Origin of the sequence: Sporosarcina oncorhynchi (assembly GCF_033304615.1) — a bacterium.
In the GTDB taxonomy this organism is placed as follows: domain Bacteria; phylum Bacillota; class Bacilli; order Bacillales_A; family Planococcaceae; genus Sporosarcina; species Sporosarcina oncorhynchi.
In genome coordinates, this window is the sequence record NZ_CP129118.1 from 2,312,265 (window position 1) to 2,329,768 (window position 17,504).

General features: G+C 40.8%; 15 protein-coding genes. 6 read left to right on the top strand and 9 right to left on the bottom strand.

What is annotated here, in order from left to right; genetic code table 11:
• Positions 1-211 precede the first annotated feature (211 nt).
• Positions 212-1,189 carry a tRNA dihydrouridine synthase gene (locus tag QWT69_RS11240; RefSeq protein WP_317965717.1) on the top strand — a complete coding sequence of 326 codons (978 nt, stop codon included), beginning with the start codon at positions 212-214 and terminating at the stop codon, positions 1,187-1,189.
• A gap of 157 nt (positions 1,190-1,346) precedes the next feature.
• On the opposite strand, the gene QWT69_RS11245 is transcribed toward QWT69_RS11240, so the two are convergent.
• From QWT69_RS11245 to QWT69_RS11255, 3 genes are all read right to left on the bottom strand, one after another.
• Positions 1,347-2,009, bottom strand: a complete 663-nt coding sequence (locus tag QWT69_RS11245) for a hypothetical protein (RefSeq protein WP_317965719.1) — start codon at positions 2,007-2,009, stop codon at positions 1,347-1,349.
• A 64-nt stretch (positions 2,010-2,073) separates the two neighbouring features.
• On the bottom strand, positions 2,074-3,546 hold the full coding sequence (locus tag QWT69_RS11250) for a BCCT family transporter (protein ID WP_317965721.1): 1,473 nt from the start codon (positions 3,544-3,546) through the stop codon (positions 2,074-2,076).
• Between the two features lie 255 nt (positions 3,547-3,801).
• Complete coding sequence (locus QWT69_RS11255; RefSeq protein WP_317965723.1) at positions 3,802-4,065, bottom strand: hypothetical protein; 264 nt, start codon at positions 4,063-4,065, stop codon at positions 3,802-3,804.
• Positions 4,066-4,345: 280 nt separating this feature from the next.
• On the opposite strand from QWT69_RS11255, the gene QWT69_RS11260 reads away from it, so the two are divergent.
• Complete coding sequence (locus QWT69_RS11260) at positions 4,346-4,657, top strand: hypothetical protein (RefSeq protein WP_317965725.1); 312 nt, start codon at positions 4,346-4,348, stop codon at positions 4,655-4,657.
• A gap of 70 nt (positions 4,658-4,727) precedes the next feature.
• Positions 4,728-5,219 carry a spore coat protein gene (locus QWT69_RS11265; protein WP_317965727.1) on the top strand — a complete coding sequence of 164 codons (492 nt, stop codon included), beginning with the start codon at positions 4,728-4,730 and terminating at the stop codon, positions 5,217-5,219.
• Positions 5,220-5,451: 232 nt separating this feature from the next.
• Here the strand turns inward: QWT69_RS11265 and QWT69_RS11270 are convergent, their stop codons facing one another.
• The gene (locus tag QWT69_RS11270; protein WP_317965729.1) at positions 5,452-6,810 is read right to left on the bottom strand and encodes an amidohydrolase family protein; all 1,359 of its coding nucleotides are present in this window, start codon (positions 6,808-6,810) and stop codon (positions 5,452-5,454) included.
• A 104-nt stretch (positions 6,811-6,914) separates the two neighbouring features.
• On the opposite strand from QWT69_RS11270, the gene QWT69_RS11275 reads away from it, so the two are divergent.
• Positions 6,915-7,826 carry a helix-turn-helix domain-containing protein gene (locus QWT69_RS11275; protein ID WP_317965731.1) on the top strand — a complete coding sequence of 304 codons (912 nt, stop codon included), beginning with the start codon at positions 6,915-6,917 and terminating at the stop codon, positions 7,824-7,826.
• Between the two features lie 37 nt (positions 7,827-7,863).
• On the opposite strand, the gene QWT69_RS11280 is transcribed toward QWT69_RS11275, so the two are convergent.
• Positions 7,864-8,049: a hypothetical protein gene (locus QWT69_RS11280; protein WP_317965733.1), complete on the bottom strand. Its 186-nt coding sequence runs from the start codon at positions 8,047-8,049 to the stop codon at positions 7,864-7,866.
• Positions 8,050-8,999: 950 nt separating this feature from the next.
• Between QWT69_RS11280 and QWT69_RS11285 the strand changes: the two genes are divergently transcribed.
• On the top strand, positions 9,000-9,581 hold the full coding sequence (locus QWT69_RS11285) for a 2OG-Fe(II) oxygenase (protein ID WP_317971051.1): 582 nt from the start codon (positions 9,000-9,002) through the stop codon (positions 9,579-9,581).
• 184 nt (positions 9,582-9,765) lie between these two features.
• Here QWT69_RS11285 and QWT69_RS11290 read toward each other — a convergent pair whose 3' ends face one another.
• From QWT69_RS11290 to QWT69_RS11305, 4 genes are all read right to left on the bottom strand, one after another.
• On the bottom strand, positions 9,766-11,889 hold the full coding sequence (locus QWT69_RS11290) for a transglycosylase domain-containing protein (protein WP_317965735.1): 2,124 nt from the start codon (positions 11,887-11,889) through the stop codon (positions 9,766-9,768).
• Positions 11,890-12,245: 356 nt separating this feature from the next.
• A complete protein-coding gene (locus QWT69_RS11295) occupies positions 12,246-12,809 on the bottom strand; it encodes a YdhK family protein (RefSeq protein WP_317965737.1) in 564 nt (187 codons plus the stop codon).
• A gap of 72 nt (positions 12,810-12,881) precedes the next feature.
• Positions 12,882-13,208, bottom strand: a complete 327-nt coding sequence (locus tag QWT69_RS11300; protein WP_317965739.1) for a four-helix bundle copper-binding protein — start codon at positions 13,206-13,208, stop codon at positions 12,882-12,884.
• Between the two features lie 183 nt (positions 13,209-13,391).
• Complete coding sequence (locus QWT69_RS11305; RefSeq protein ID WP_317965741.1) at positions 13,392-14,894, bottom strand: multicopper oxidase domain-containing protein; 1,503 nt, start codon at positions 14,892-14,894, stop codon at positions 13,392-13,394.
• A 268-nt stretch (positions 14,895-15,162) separates the two neighbouring features.
• Between QWT69_RS11305 and QWT69_RS11310 the strand changes: the two genes are divergently transcribed.
• The gene (locus QWT69_RS11310; protein ID WP_317965743.1) at positions 15,163-17,217 is read left to right on the top strand and encodes a copper-translocating P-type ATPase; all 2,055 of its coding nucleotides are present in this window, start codon (positions 15,163-15,165) and stop codon (positions 17,215-17,217) included.
• Positions 17,218-17,504: the final 287 nt, after the last annotated feature.

Genomic DNA, 17,504 nt, shown 5'->3' on the forward strand with positions numbered 1-17,504 from the left:
GCATGCGATGTTTTAACGCAAGAAACCGAAACAGTAAAGACACTATCTTACAAACGAATGCCAGCCGAAATGAATCTCTTTCGATGAGAGATGATCGTACAATGAACAACGTGGGTGTATCTATACGGAAAACATGATAAAATCATTGATGGACAGATGATTTTGCAATTGACCACCAACGATTGTATTGATTGCAACAGGAGGAACATACATGAGTAACGAAGAAAATTTTTGGCTTAATTTACCGAAGCCGTTCTTTATATTAGCACCAATGGAAGATGTAACAGATGTAGTATTCCGTCACGTCATTTCTGAAGCAGGTCGCCCTGACGTGTTTTTCACTGAATTCACAAATACCGAAAGTTACTGCCATCCAGACGGAAGAGACAGTGTGCGAGGACGACTCACATTCACAGAAGACGAACAACCGCTTGTCGCACATATTTGGGGAGATAAACCCGAATTCTTTAGGCAGATGAGTATTGATATGAAAAAACTCGGTTTTGCCGGGATTGACCTGAACATGGGTTGTCCGGTACCAAACGTCGCGGCCAAAGGAAAAGGGTCAGGTTTAATACGACGTCCAGACGTTGCAGCGGAACTGATTCAAGCTGCAAAAGCCGGCGGATTACCGGTCAGCGTCAAAACGAGACTTGGCTACATCGAAGTGGACGAATGGCGCGAATGGCTCAGACATATTTTCGAACAGGACATCGCCAATCTATCCATTCACCTTCGTACGAAAAAGGAAATGAGTAAAGTGGATGCACACTGGGAACTCATTCCTGAAATCAAGAAATTGCGTGATGAAATTGCACCAAACACACTGTTAACGATCAACGGAGATATACCTGACCGTGCAACCGGCTTGAAATTAGTGGAGCAATACGGTGTGGACGGTGTTATGATTGGCCGCGGAGTATTCACAAATCCATTTGCATTTGAAAAGGAACCGAGAGAACATAGTGTGAAAGAATACCTTAACCTACTGCTCTTGCAACTAGATCTACACGATCAATATTCAACAGAAACGGAACCGCGTCCATTCAAACCACTTCTGCGTTTCTTCAAAATTTACATTCGTGGATTTAGAGGTGCGGGTGAACTGAGAAATGAATTAATGAGTACGAAGACGACGGATGAAGTAAGACGTTTGATCGTACCGTTGTTGGACCAGGATTTGGATTGAGGAAAAGTGCCCGTTATAGAGCAGCACTCAATATGCATGGATATAGGTAGCCACGCCCTCTACATCAAAAAGAGTGACAGGAAGCAAATAGCTCCTGTCACTCTTTTTTGTTGCTCATTTAATTGAAAATTAATACGCAACGACACCATCACTATATTTACACAGGTATTCGTGTAATTAGACTCCACGTATCACCTTTCGTCAATCGATTTACATGGATTTCAATACCTCCACCTAAATAGACGGTGTCGCCTTGAATCGCCACAACCATTGCTTGAACGACTGGATCACTCGTGTTTTTCTGAAAAATATCCCCTATTTTAGGGATGTAAGTTTCGCGTGAATGACTTTCCAATTCTAATGCTTCGTGCTCTATCGAATAATGGTCATCTGGCTGAGCCGAATCAATGATTGTAGCTCCGTTTTCCCGACCCGCTACCATGACCCAATACTCGTTATGTTTGATGCCATTCGATTTATTACTAATGACACCATTCGCTTCAATTTTTGATACAATTTCGATCGCGTGAAGATGGTGATGATCGAGTGAGTCAGGCTTTGGGTTGATAATTAAAATATAATCCCCCACTTCAGCCTTAACATCTTTGTGAAGCGTATAGCGTTTGTAATTGAACAGAAAACTATCTAAATGTTTTGGTTTATACAATGAAATCTCTTTCGCCGTTACGAGTTCTTGTTCCAAATCTTCCAGGCGTATAAGATGAACGGACTTCTTAAAAAAAGGTTTCACAGAATACACTTTATGGAGCTTGTTGTTATAATAAACGAATTGACCTTTTCTTACATTTAATAGGTTCAAGTAAATCCCACCTTCTTCATTTTTCCTACTTTTTAAGAACTCTTCCAGGAGTACTCATACAAAATCATTCATTTTTTTGAATTACTTTATAAAACGATATGACCATTAAAGTGACAATAAGGGAAAGCGGCAATGCCGAGATAATCAGCATATTTTGAAATCCTTTAATCCCTCCGGAGTACATGACAATTGCAGCCATTAAAGCTAATGCTAATCCCCAAGTGATTTTAACAATATTTGAAGGGTTTAACTGTCCACCCGTACTAAACATCCCTAGTACAAAAGTTGCCGAATCCGCAGATGTTATGAAGAAGATCGCAATAACAAATACCGTAATGAAGGACAACACTGTTCCTAGTGGATAATGTTGAAACATACCGAATGTGACTGTTTCTGTAACTAATGTGGAGAGCTTGGCAATACCATTTTGCTCTAAGTATAATGCAGACCCGCCAAAAACGGAGAAAAAGATAAATGTTACGAGTGTAGGAGCCAGTAATACGCCAGCGATAAATTGCTTGATCGTACGACCTTTGGAAACACGTGCAATAAACATGCCTACGAACGGTGCCCAAGATATCCACCATGCCCAATAAAATATCGTCCAGTCATTGATCCATTGCCGCTGATCACCATTTATCGGTTTTAATTCGAAACTCATTTCAATAAAATTGCCCGCATATTTACCAATCGATGTTGTAAACAGATTTAAAATATACGTCGACGGACCGACGATAAACAACAGGACTAAGAGGACAAATGCAACGAGTATGTTGACCGTACTCAAGTACTTGATGCCTCGTCCAATTCCGGACCAAGCTGACATGACAAAAAGGACTGTAGCAACGCCGAGAATAATCAGTTGGAACCATAGTGTTTTAGGTGCATTAAATAAATACGTCAATCCACTGTTAATTTGTGCTGATCCAAATCCAAGTGTCGATGAAACACCGACAACTGTTGCGAAAATCGCAAGCGTATCTACGATATGACCAACCGGACCACGCATAATTTTCTCGCCGAATAATGGTTCAAGCGTTGCGCTTATTAAACCAGGCGCACCCACTCGAAATTTAAAGTAAGCGAGAACAAGCGCGACAATACTATACAGTCCCCAGCCATGGAGTCCCCAGTGTAGCATCGCGTATTGAAGGGATTCTATAATCGCCTCATCGGACCCTGGGGTTGCATTAGGCGAACTGATGAACGCATGTGAAATGGTTTCCGCTGTTGTAAAGAACATAAGACCAATGCCCATGCCCGCACTAAACAACATAGCAAACCATGCAAGTAAACTAAATTCGGGTTCGTCATTATCTTTTCCCAACTTGACCTTCCCGAAACGAGAGAACATAAAGTAGATACAAAAACCAATCATAGCAATAATTACAAATATGTAAAACCATCCAAAGTAATCATAAATAAAGGCTGTTGCAGATACCGTTGACTCATTTAAACCATCCGGGGCAAAAAATCCCCAAATTACAATAGCTATACAAATAACTATCGAATACCAAAATACCTTTGTAATATGCAATCAAACTTCCCCTTTCTAATTATTTCTTTATTGCAACATATTTAGAGAGCGTTTTCAAGTAATGATGTTCAATAGTCCACTTCCATAGAACTACTTGAACTCCCTGCATGATTTCCTTCTTCATTTATTCTCTAATTAAAACAAAGTATACCCTCACCGCTATGGCAAAAGTATACTTCGTTTTAATTATTATTTTTCTATGGAGATGACAGATGTTTATTGAATCAATGCGTTTCCGCACACGTACGCTAAACGTTAATTTCCAGTGATGCTTAGGCACCAAGTGAAGTTTTCCCAAGCGGAATACCAGCCGGTGAAATACTCCTGCGAATCATCCCAACGCACTTCAAATTTCTTTTGACCGTCTACCTCTACTAAATACAATTCTAACGTATTATCCTCTTTCGAAACCGCTAATTTCATGCCGTTTTGAAGTTCCTCCTCAGTGAACGCTACATCTGAAACGGAACGCAACTGTGCTTGTTCAAATACTTGCTTGTTAATGATTCTATAATCCATACTAAACCTCCACTAAAACATGTTTTCTTTATGTAAGCTCATACTTCAACTGCAAATAAATAGAACTACAGAAGTATATTTTATATGCATTCAGCTGTGAAATCAAAGATGAATTGATTTGCTCAATTCAAATAACTTACTATGTACCGAAACATCCTTACAAAAAACACATGCTCCCCTTACTTAGGATCAAGTATTTCTTCCCCTCAAGTATAGTCGCCCTAGCAAAGTTCATTTGCGTGCGTATACATATTTGTAAGTGCAAAAGGAGGTGATTTGTGTGGATGAAAAGAAAACAAGTGAACAGGTACAAAACTTGTCTGAGCAATTTGTGGAGTTGTTCGTTGCTAACTTATTGACCAAGAATCATGTAGACATTCAAGAGACGAAAAAACGCGTGACAGAAGAACAACGCGCGCAACTTAAAACGACAGTTGAAAAACTAAAAGCGCAAGTAGAGGAGTTTTTGGAAACGAATACTGTCAAAAAAACAACTGAATCAGATGAAAATGTTGTGGGACAAGCGGTAAATCCTTTGAGGGAAGCCTTCATCGAGCGGAAGAGAAAGAGAGAAAATAAGAAAATGAGTTAACAAGTAGATAGTTTGTCCAAGTCAACAGCAAATTGAAACATGTAATAAGAAGAGAGAGGAGGGATAAACTATGAGTAATCACCATGATTATAATTCAGAATATGAGTATTGCAATTCACGTTCACGAAGTAATTGGTCTGCTTTGAATTGTGAATCCGAGCACCCTGTTGCTTCAACGAGAAACGTCAACTCGCACACCGGGGCAGATGCTGAACTAAACTCGGACATCGACCAGAGCTCGAACGAATTAATTGTCATTCGTGACTCGTGCAACATTAGCGTCAGCACGACTGATACACAAATCGCGGTATCACTGCAAGCTGCCCTTCAAGTAGCAATTGCGATCGTCATCCATATATCGATTGCAGATGCATCAAGAGCAGAGCGTGTGACAGCTGAATTAATGGAAAGAGCACAAATCCGGCAGACCAATCGTCAAAAATTGATTATCGTGAATTCCCGCGATGTCGAAGTGACAACGGTAGATACCGATGTAGCAGTTTCCTTGCAGCTATTGTTGCAAATTCTTCTAGCGTTAATTGTACAGTTGGAAATTCTTTAAGATTTCCAGAACAGCTACCACACTCGCGACTCCCAGTTAGCGAGTGTGGTTGTTTGTATGTCCCCCTTAATTTATGGTATGTATTTGCACATGGGTATGACACACTTTGACTATATAAAATGATGTAAACAACGAAATTGCTATCATCTATTTACACATACATTCCTCTTGTTGACCTCTAAGTTTGAACCTTCCAAAAAGTGCTCGATTAACGTTCTTTAATGGACACTTTTTAATTGCTAACATCTACTAGCCCCATCTCAGCTTCCCATCTCTTTTCGAATTCCACCATTTGCTTTTCCAATTCCTCTTTCGATGGAATATACTTTAGGATTTCTTCTTGGCTATACAGTTTCCCGCCTTTTATAATGCACTGGATTTCTTTCGTATGTTGGATCGCTTCAAGCGGATTTTCATTCAACACGACGAGATCGGCGATGTACCCTTCTTTGATTGCTCCAATGTTTTGAAGGTTTATGGATCGGGCCGCATGGATTGTCGCCGCCTGTAGCGTTTCCATTTCGGTCATGCCGATTTCATTGAACAGCTCCAACTCTCGATGCAGCGCCATGCCAGGGAAAGTGTAGAGAAGCGCGGGTGTATCCGTCCCCGCTACAACCGTGCCGCCAAGTTCAAAATAGGTTTTCGCGACAAGTTTGGTAAATGTATGCTGCTGACAAAGTTGCTGTTGAATGCCGTCTATGTCCCCTTCCATGCTCTGCCAATGGCTCATTAAAATATCATGATTTTCAAGTGAATTTATAACTGCATTTTCCGGATACCAGAAGTCTGGATACTGTATTGACTGATCGATGCAGACAAGCGTCGGACAGAGCTTCACGTTGTATCGTAGCATCTGCTCACAAAGTTCTTTGATCATTTGCTCGTCAGGACTATCCCAATCGATATGCCCCCATTCTGCTTGATCAGCAGTTGGATACCAGCCGGGATAGAGTGCCTGCACAAACCCTGAAGCATGCTCGAACCACGTAACACCTAACTCCGCCGCTTCCAACGCACTTACTTTTTGGGAATGAATCAAATCGCAAGCCACTTCCAAATCGAATTTCCGCGCTTCTTCAACTGTTGCCTGTATAACTTCTCGATTGGCTAAGCCATAGATCTTAATGAAGTGAACACCAGCGGCTGCCTGTCTTCTCACTTCTTGTCGAGCTGCTTCAGGATCTTCTGTAACGAAGTTCCCGAAACTTGTCGGCCCCCACAGCCCTGGTTCTCCGTCGATCATCCGATCTGCCGAAAAGACACGAGGCGTCGGTGCATCTAACGGCGCATCGAGCAAATCCTCAATCATCCATACATTACCCGCTGCATTCCGAACGGTCGTCACACCTGACGCTAAGAAATGGGGTGCAAACTGGTCTCGGATATGACAATGCATATCGATGAGACCAGGGATGATATAAGTGCCTGTCGCATCGATTGTCGGAATGGATTCTGGCAAATTTTCAACCACCTTGTAAATCCTCTTTATCGTTGTCCCTTCAATTTCAATTGCCCCAATGAAAGCCCCCCCATTTTCCACATCGATAATCGTACCGTTTTTCACAATATAATGTTTTGCTTCAGCCATTTTAGCCGCCTCCTCATGTATAATTGAATTATCTTATTTTTATTGTAAATTGAATCTTCCAAAGGAATTCATTAATTTTCATATAGTGGAATTGAGGGGTATGGATGATAGCTTACGGGGAAACAGTACGACAAATTCGGGAACAAAAAGGACTGACAATGAAGGTAGTGGCAGATGGGATTTGCTCGATTTCATTTCTATCAAAATTTGAGCGCGGCGATTCCGATATAACGCTTGGGCTGTTTACAAGAGTGTTAGACAAACTGATGATGAGTTTTGATGAATTTTTGTTCGTGCATAACGAGTTTCAGCCACGCCAGCTCGAACAGTTCTTCAAATCCATCGGCAACGCCTACAAGCGAGGTGACAAAGATGCCTTAAGGAAATTAAAAGAGCAGGAAACGAAAAATTCGAAACAATCTGGCGTGGAGATGTACCAGTATCATGTTTTGATGTTACAAATGTATGAAAGTATCATCGACAACAAAGCGATGGATGAAGAAGTACACAAAGAGGATATTCAAAGATTGGCAGATTACTTCTTCGGCGTAGAAGTGTGGGGGCATTATGAATTCATGCTCTATAATGCGACGATGTTTTTTCTCGAAACAGAAATGGTGCTTCAGCTTTCTCGGACAGCATACGAAAAAAGCATCCGGTACCAAGAGTTTCAAAAGGTGAACGAAGTCATTGGTACGATCCTCATGAATACAATCACGTATCTATTAGGACCTGTCAATCAATTCACAAACGAAATGCGATTTCAAGCGGAATTGAACGAGTTCTTTTCCTATCTTAACGCTTTATCGATTCCCGAACATAAATTATTCGAACGAGCGAACTTGTTGGAGCTGAAAGGTGCCTATAAATTGCGAATGGGCGAAAAAGAACGGGGTACCGCGATGATTCATAAAGCGATTCATATCTATACAGAATTAGGCGCTGTCGGGCTAGCAGATCGGATGGGGAATTATTTGGATCATATCATAGCCTATCAAAAAACGGGTTCCCAGTAAGGACCCGTTTTTGATTGTAGCCCCTAACTCGTTTATTTCATTTTTCTCTTGTTTGAACTTCAACGAGTTCGATAAAGTCATGCATGTTTACTAAGCATTTCTTAAAGGATCGTAACAGTTCTGGTGATGTTCTTGACATCTTTGCTATTTCCAAAGCAACTCCGACATCATATGGCACTTTTGACAGTGCTTCAGCCAAAGACATTATGCTTTTACTACTCAATTAGTACTCCCCTTCCTTTTCTTATTTCGTTTTGGCATAGGTATTATATGTAACCTGTTGCTTAACCTATCCATTTCTTTGCTGTATCGGTTGTTTGACTTGCTTTCTTCTGACATCCGTATCTATTCACCTTTACGTCCTTTGGAAGGTGTCCACTAGTAGTCCCATCAAATCCAACACGCAATCATTCACATTGTCTTTCTGTAAGGAAGTATTTTTTCTTTTATTCTTTTCATTCTTCTAGTTCTTACTAGTTGTTAGTTGGTTGTTAGTTGCCTGTTATTTGCTTGTTAGTTGCTTTGTTAGGTGGCTCCGGATTCGTTTGCAAAAGCCCCAATTGACAATGATTATGAGCTGATTCTACTTTGTTAATTCGTTTGTTAGAAATTCGTACTTGATGAATCGACCTTATGTTACTCGTATATGTTGTTCACAACTATTTTTGTCGCATTTTTCTATCAGTGTCGCAAATGAACTGATGAATGTGCCAGTCTTAGACAAGTCAGTTTCACTATTCCACTCCTATCTTAATAACTTTTTATGAAGCTGCTCACGGTGGCGAATGATGAAGGACGGCGCATTTCCCCCCTCGCCTTTTCATCATCCATGCATAGTCATGTCATCTAGTATATAGAGTGGTTAACGTTAAAAGGATACATATAGGGAAGTTGTATCCGCTGACAGAGCCCGTTTTACAATTCACTGTATAACACACACAAATTTCCGACTCTCTCAATACGTTCAAATTTTACGACAACTAATCTAGCATGCTACACTAAATTGAATTTAATTCCAAAAGGAAGTGTGAACCGTAAAAAAAAACCGTTATTAGCTATACCTAATTGCTCAAGAACGTATTTGTTTTGAAAATCAAACAATCCAAGAGGTGTTCGAAGTTGATAACGGAAAATAAAGAGCAAACGATATTTACGCATGTGGGAAAAAAGATTATGACAGATAGGACGATTGACATCGTCGCTAAAATAGACGAGCCATTGATTGTCGTTTTAGGCAATATGTTAAGCGATGAAGAATGCGATGAACTGATCAGATTGTCTTCGGATAAAATGAAACGTTCGAAAATCGGAACAACACGCGAAGAAAACCAGTTAAGAACAAGTAGCAGTATGTTTATTGAAGAAAGTGAAAACCTCATTGTTGCGAGAATCGAAAATAGAATCGCAACCGTTATGAATATACCAATTGAACACGGCGAAGGGCTTCAAATTTTGCAGTATACGCCTGGTCAGCAGTACAAAGCGCATCATGACTTCTTCTCTTCAACTAGCAGCGTAACAAACAATCGGATTAGCACACTCGTTATGTATTTAAATGATGTAGAACAAGGCGGAGAGACATTCTTCCCACACCTCAACTTTTCTGTTTCGCCTCGTAAAGGGATGGCGGTGTACTTCGAGTATTTCTATGACAATCCAACGTTGAATGATTTAACGTTACACGGTGGAGCACCTGTTGAAGTTGGCGAGAAGTGGGTCGCGACGCAGTGGATGAGGAAGCAAAAAGTACGGTGACAGCTCTTACAGTACTGTAGATATTATAGCGTTCTGGCTAATGAAAATAGAGTCCACCCTATTTTAGTATTCAGTAGAGTTTTTTATTTATAATAGAATTGGCAAAAAAAGAAGAGTGCATCCAACTTACAGATGCACTCTATCTTTAGTTAAACTTCTCTTTCTACATCCACTAATGCGTCTTTTAGTCATCTTTCTCTTTCTTCTTTTTTTCTTTCTTCTGTTCTTTCTCACGTTTTTTGTTTTCTTTCTCTTTTTTCCTCCTTTCCTTCTCGGCTTTCTTCTCTTTCTTTTTCTGTTCTCTCGCTTCTTTCTTCTCCTGTTTCTTTTTCTTCTTTTCTTCCTTACGTTCTTTATCTTTCAACTTTTCCTTTTGTTTCTCTAGCTCTTCTTTATAGTCCGCGATGAAAGGCAAGTCGAATTTCTTCGTAGGCAATTCACTCATTGATTGTGAGAGGACTTGTGCAAAAATGGGCGGTGCTGTAAAACTACTAGTCGACGTTAAATAGTGGTCGACATCGGTTTGATCATACCCTAACCAAACTGCACCTACGATGTCTGGTGTATAGCCGACGAACCAATGATCCTTTGAACCATCCACGCCTGTAAATGGTAACTGGGTAGTACCTGTTTTACCCGCCACTTCTAAACCTGACACTTGGGCTTTCTTCGCTGTGCCTTCCTCGACAGCTCCGTTCAACATAAATGTCATTTGCTGGGCCACTTCGGCTTCAGTAACAGCTGTAGACTGTTCGCGCCACTTCCCTAGTACTTCGCCTTCTGAATTTCTTATTTCTACAATCGCATGGGCTTCCATCATAACTCCATCGTTTGGATATGCGGAAAACGCTTGGGCCATTCGTAAAGGTGACGTTCCTTTGTGTAAGCCTCCTAAAGCGAGACCAAGCGTATGATCATTTTCTTCCAATGGGATGCCGAACCGTTCTACGGCTTGAACCCCTTTTTCAATCCCAATGTTATGCAAAAGCCAAACGGGAGGAATATTATACGATTGAGCGACGGCATCGTACATTGTCACTTGCCCTCTATATTGCCGATCGAAGTTTTTTGGAGAATACCCATCTATGTCAATCGGTTCATCAACGAGCAAATCAGAAATTCGATAGCCTTGCTCGAGCGCAGCCGTGTAGACGGCAAGTGGTTTTAAGGTCGATCCAGGTTGTCTAATAAGTTTTGTCGCATTATTAAACCGTCCATACGTATACTCTCCCCTGCCGCCAACCAATGCAGATATTCCACCCGTTTTAGGATCCAAGAAAACGGAAGCACTTTGAAGGAGTTGGTCGGGTGTACTTTCAGGAAAATTGCGATCATCGTTATAGACCTCTTCAAGCGCTTCTTGGATGACAGGATTTATCGCTGTGTAGATATGTAATCCGCCAGAGAGGACTTCATTTTTCGTTAAGTTGTACGTGTTGATAGCCTCTTCAACGACTTGTTCAATATAATATGGATACTTCCCACTATAATTCATCCTCGTTGAATCCGCTAAATGAATGTCTTGTCCGATTGCTTCATCATACTCCGCTTGACTAATATACTTTTCACTTTTCATTAATGCTAAAACAATATTGCGTCGTTCGACTGACTTTTCCATGTTTTTATAAGGAGATAGATGTGTTGGTGCTTTAATGACTCCTGCTAATGTCGCACTTTCACTTAACGTCAACTCACTTACATCTTTTCCAAAATAGATGTGCGCTGCGCGTTGAACTCCCCAGGCACCTTCCCCAAAATAGATTTGATTGAGGTAGCGTTCCATAATGGCATCTTTTGAATACGTTCGCTCAATCTTTTTCGCCAATATGAATTCTTTGAATTTCCGCGAATACGTGCGTTCTTGCGATAAAAACACATTCTTTGTAAGCTGTTGCGTAATCGTACTTCCACCCGCAACAACCTTCCCTTTGAACAAGTTCTCAGTAAATGCACGCGCAATCCCAAAGTAGTTAATGCCACGATGTTTGTTAAATTGTTGGTCCTCAACGGAAATGACTGCGTCAATCAACTCTTTTGGCATATTGTTTAGCGATACACCTTCAATGTTCGAGTTCGAAATTTTACTAACGACCTCTCCGTTTTCATCATAAATAAACGTCGGTCTTGGTTCGGGTTCTTCAAGTTTACTTACATCACTAGTCGTAATAAAAATATTTAGGAGGATCAAGCCGGATATAGCTACAATGAGTAACCCAAAGAATAGTATGCGGACAGGCTTTTTAAAACGTCCCCACTTTTTTCCGGCATCCGAACTTTCCTGTTTTTGCTCATGTTCCGTGTCTTTCATATGCTTTCCACCTTACTTTTTACAATTCGAACTATCATAGTTTAGCATACCCCATCCTGGAAACAAGAACTCATTACGCTGTGTTTGATTCGTTTCAGTCTATTCACTTCAATTAGTAATGAAATGGAGACATCGTAGGAAAAAGCTTGATTCATCTTGTACGCATAACCTTAAATCGGTTGAAGTAGCATGAATGGCACTTACACAGGTTCATTAACAGCAAAAAAGCAGTATACCCTTCTCTTTCCGAGAATGCATACTGCTAATTTAACTTGCACTATTCTAAAAGTATCTGTGTGAAGCCAAGATCAGTTTCATTACTACAAGTATATAGGGAATTTCTCCGCTATAATTCTTTATTTCGCCGACAGTTCACTTTCCGTTACCCATTTATGATTGGTAACTGCTTCGCCACCAGAAGTTGGTGTGTAATCAATCATATAGACTGTCGTATCTTCAGCCAAATCAATTACAGCTTCTGCGCCTTCCATCCCTTTCATATGATCCGCCTCTACAGTGACCTCAGCTCCCGGCTCCAACGTCCTATCACCAGCATCCTTCATCTCTTCTTGAATTACCCATTTATGATTGGTAACTTTCTCTCCGCCAGTTACAGGGGTATAGGTAATCGCGTAGGCTGTCGTATCATAAGCACCTACAATGGTTGCGACTGCACCTTTCATTCCTGGCATATGATCAGTCTCTATAATTGCTTCACTTCCAACAGGATACGTTGGATTTTCAGCTACTTTCAACGTTGCAGGAACTTCACCAGAACCTGAATGGTTCATATCCATTTCCATATCTTCTTGTTGTGGCTCATTACTGACGTCCTCATTTTTCTCGCCGGTTGTATTTTTCCCACAACCACTTAATCCGATAACCGCCGCGAGACTAAGTAAAAATAGATGTTTCTTCATTAGCTTCATGCACCTCTGTCTCTACAGTAATTATTTATGTGTTCCGGAATAACTTCAAGTTCTCAGCATCGTTTACGCCACCGCTTGACGACAAGTTTCCGCACATTGTCGGCAAGATGCTGCACAACGTTTACAATGGTCATGTTCATGCTTCTCACACGCTTGTGCACAACGGTCACAAACCTCAGCACAAAGCTCTAAAACTTTATTCGTGAATGGGCTGTTACGAGTGACCGCTTGCGCAGCGAAAGCACAAACATCGGCACATTCTCTGTCCAATCGAATGCACTCAGCCATCATCTTAACATCATCTTCTTTTAGGCATGCATCGAAACAAGTATTGCATTCCTTCAAGCATTCCAAAATCATCTTTAGAGCATCTGCATATTTAGTATTCATGGAATCATCTCCTTATTTTTTCATTCGGTATAAATTTCCCCCGAATAAATAACTTTAAACGGAATTTGGACATCTCCTTAAAAAGTCCTTATTTCTTCGCGTGGACTATAAATCATTATAAACAGCCAGTGTGAGCGAATTCACACTGGCTGTTACACGTTTTCTATCTCCATTCAATCTTTATTATTCGACTTTCACCTGTCCCATCATACCGTTGTCTTCATGTTCAAGAATATGACAATGGAACATATACACACCCTTATGCTTAAATTGAATCGCTATTTTCACCGTCTCATCGGGTGCTACCGAAATACTGTCCTTCCAACCACGCTCATTTTCCGGCGGTGTTTCTCCATTTCTAGAGATGATTTTAAATTGCGCGCCATGAATATGGAATGGATGAATCATTCCGCCCATCATATCCGGTTTATTGTAAATTTCCCAAACTTCCGTCACCCCTTGCTGCTGTGTAAAGTCAATTCTTTCCGGATCAAACTTCTTTCCATTTATCGAAACCATGTTCATCATACCGAACAGTTCAATCTTCTTTGTCACTGGCAAGTTTATCTCTTCGTCCGATAATGAAAAATCATTCATCACTCCCGGAACTTTTGTAACTTTTCCGCCTGCGTCAGACAGCTCAAACGGCAATAGGATAGTTCCTTCTTCGTTGATTAACGCAAGATCACTTCCATTATCGAGTTTTGAGAAGTCCACAACAATCTCAGCTCGCTCGGAAGGTGTTAATGTAACTTCATTCAAAGTGACTGGCTCATTCAAGAAGCCGCCATCTGTTGCGATTTGAACAAAAGAGTCTCCCGTATTTAACTTAAAAGTATAGTTCCGTGCATTCGATCCATTTAATAGACGAAGACGTACTTTCTCTTTGTTTACAGTTAACTTCGGATTTAGCGTTCCGTTGATCAGTAACGTATCACCAATCGTTCCGTCCTCATTCATCACTGATTTATAATTCAATTGGTTTTCATCGTCGAACACCCTATCTTGAAAGATTAGAGGGACATCATTTTCACCATACACATTTGGTAATTGAAGACTTTTCGAATTTTCATCATCAATATAAATTAGCCCTGCAAGACCGTTGTATACTTGTTCGGACGTTTTGCCGTGAGGATGTGGATTAAACCATAATGTCGACGCTTCTTGTGTCACTTCAAATTCAATGACTTTTTCCTCTCCTGGTTGCAGCGCATCATGTGGCCCGCCATCAGCATCTGCCGCTACTTCAAGGCCATGCCAGTGAAAAGTTGTTTCTTCATCGAGCTCATTTATCGTTCTGATTTTTACTGTGTCGCCCTTTTCAAAACGTAGCATCGGTCCTAAAAACGATCCGTTGTATCCGTATGTATTCGTTTTTGTTCCATCAACTATTTCGGTTTTTCCTTTTTGTGCTCGCACTGTATAGACGATATCTTCCTCATTATCTCGTGAAAGCAAAGTAGGGATTTTCAATTCATTTTCCCCTGTTGAGTCATTTAACAGGACTACTTCGTCATGACTCATATGCCCTTCCATCATGTCGCCCATAGTGGAATGGTCCATTTCCTCCATATTATGATTCATTGTCGGATGATTCTTTTCGTCATCCGACTGACTATTGTTACTACAACCGCTAATAACCAATATGCTCATTGCTACAGCAGCTAGCTTTATCTTTATACCCATCGATTATTTCCCCTCTCTTAGTTAGTACTATTCCAGCATAACAAGAAGATATGAAAAAATTGTGCACGTAATCGCTTGTCTACAAATCGTCATAATTTGTGCAACAAAGTTGCAAAACTATGGAAATGTGTTCGTTGAGCAAATCGACGGCTCTAAATGAATAATGTGAAGCTAGAATTCTCGTTTGTAAAATGTGCATAATTCTTGCATATCTAATGGGTATAGTTAAGACATATACGAAACTAAACATAGGAAAGGAGGTAATGATGTGTCAAATCACTCACATCATCACCCTACGTCTGAGGAACATATTTCATCGGAACATCATCATAATCAGCATGAACAAAATCCCCACGAACAGCATAGCGGGCATCATAATCACCATGCACATATGGTTGAGGATTTTAAAAAGCGATTTTACATTTCATTAATCGTTACAATCCCTATTTTAATGCTATCACCGATGATTCAAATGTTTCTTAGCGTTAACTGGCGTTTCACTGGAGACTTGTATATTTTATTCGCATTGTCAACATTTGTATTCTTTTATGGAGGATGGCCATTTCTTACGGGGGCTAAGGATGAACTAAAAGAGCGAAATCCTGGCATGATGACACTTATTTCATTGGCCATCATCGTTGCCTATGTGTATAGTACAGCTGCTGTTTTCGGCTTTGCAGAAAATGATTTCTTCTGGGAACTCGCTACCCTTGTAGATATTATGCTACTTGGCCACTGGATTGAAATGCGTTCTGTCATGGGCGCTTCTAAAGCATTGGAAGAGCTCGCCAAGTTAATGCCATCTGTTGCGCATCTGATTGACGAGGATGGAACTATTACAGAAATTGAAGTGACCGAATTGAAACAAGGGAATCATGTACTCGTCAAGCCCGGCGAGAAGGTGCCGGTAGACGGACAGATACTTGAAGGGAAATCGACAATTGACGAGTCGATGTTGACAGGTGAATCGCTTCCTGTTGAAAAAGAAGCAGGTCTCGAAGCAATTGGTGGTTCCATTAATGGTGAAGGATCCCTGGTCATTTCTGTTAGGAAAACCGGTAGTGAAACGTACCTTTCACAAGTCATTACATTAGTTAAAGAAGCACAAGAATCCAAATCACGGGCACAAGACCTTGCCAATCGTGCTGCAAAGTGGTTATTTTACGGCGCACTGGCTGCAGGCTTGATTACGTTCATTATCTGGATTTCGCTTGGTTATTCCGTTTCATTCGCAATGGAAAGAATGGTTACTGTACTAATCATCGCTTGTCCGCATGCTTTAGGATTAGCAGCTCCTTTGGTTGTGGCGGTGTCAACATCCATCGCATCTAAAAATGGACTTCTGATACGAAATCGAGCCGCGTTTGAAGGAGCTCGAAATATCGAAGCAGTCGTTTTCGATAAAACAGGGACACTAACAAAAGGTGAGTTTGGTGTAACTAACATACACACTTCTGAGGGTTTCAGCGAAGAAGATGTTATTTCATATGCCGCTGCAGTGGAAGCACAATCTCAACATCCTCTCGCAAAAGGTGTCATTAGGAAAGCAGAAGAGATGGACATTACTCTTCACCGTGTCGAAAACTTTCAATCGTTGACAGGCAAAGGGCTGGAAGGTGTTGTAGATGGAAAACAGGTTATGGTCGTCAGTCCTAGTTATGTGAGAGAATTGAACCTTACATTCGACCAAATCCAATTTGATGAGTGGTCTTCGGAAGGAAAAACGGTCGTATTCACGTTGATTGACAATAAACTTGCCGGTATGATTGCACTTGCGGATATCATCCGTGAAACTGCTATAGACGCAGTCAACCAGTTAAAAGAAATGAATGTCAAATCGATCATGCTTACGGGTGATAATGAACAGGTAGCGCATTATGTAGGTGGGCAACTAGGAATGGAAGAAATTTTTGCAGAGATCCTGCCACACGAGAAATCCGAAAAAATCGAGCATATCCAAAACGTTGAGCACCTACGAACAGCAATGACGGGAGATGGCGTTAATGATGCCCCTGCACTTGCCAAAGCAGATTTAGGCATTGCTGTTGGTGCAGGTACTGATGTAGCTATTGAAACGGCTGATGTCGTTCTTGTCAAAAGCAATCCGCTTGATGTTGTAAATATTATTAAACTATCAAAAGCCACCTATAGCAAAATGACACAAAATTTGTGGTGGGCTGCTGGATACAACATCATTGCAATCCCGTTAGCGGCTGGAGCCCTTTATAAATTTGGAATCGTTCTAAGTCCAGCCGTCGGTGCTATTTTAATGTCATTAAGTACAGTAATCGTGGCAATTAACGCGCGCTTATTGAAAATATAATCATGATACATCGCTCGTTCAGTTTTTTGAAATCTAAAACTCCATGGCACTTCTTCCATGGAGTTTTTCTAATTTCATAAGTAAACGGTAGAATTTTCGTCTTAGTCGCTCATGAACAGATGCAAATGAATACAAGGCAACGATATATAATTCCATTCCAATTAGTATGTAATGTTCATGCTGTCCCTTCAGACTGCATACTTATAATCTACTATTTTCGCTTCTACGACTGCGATCGACCGCATTTCTCACATATAACCGATTGGCATTTTAGTATACTCATTTAT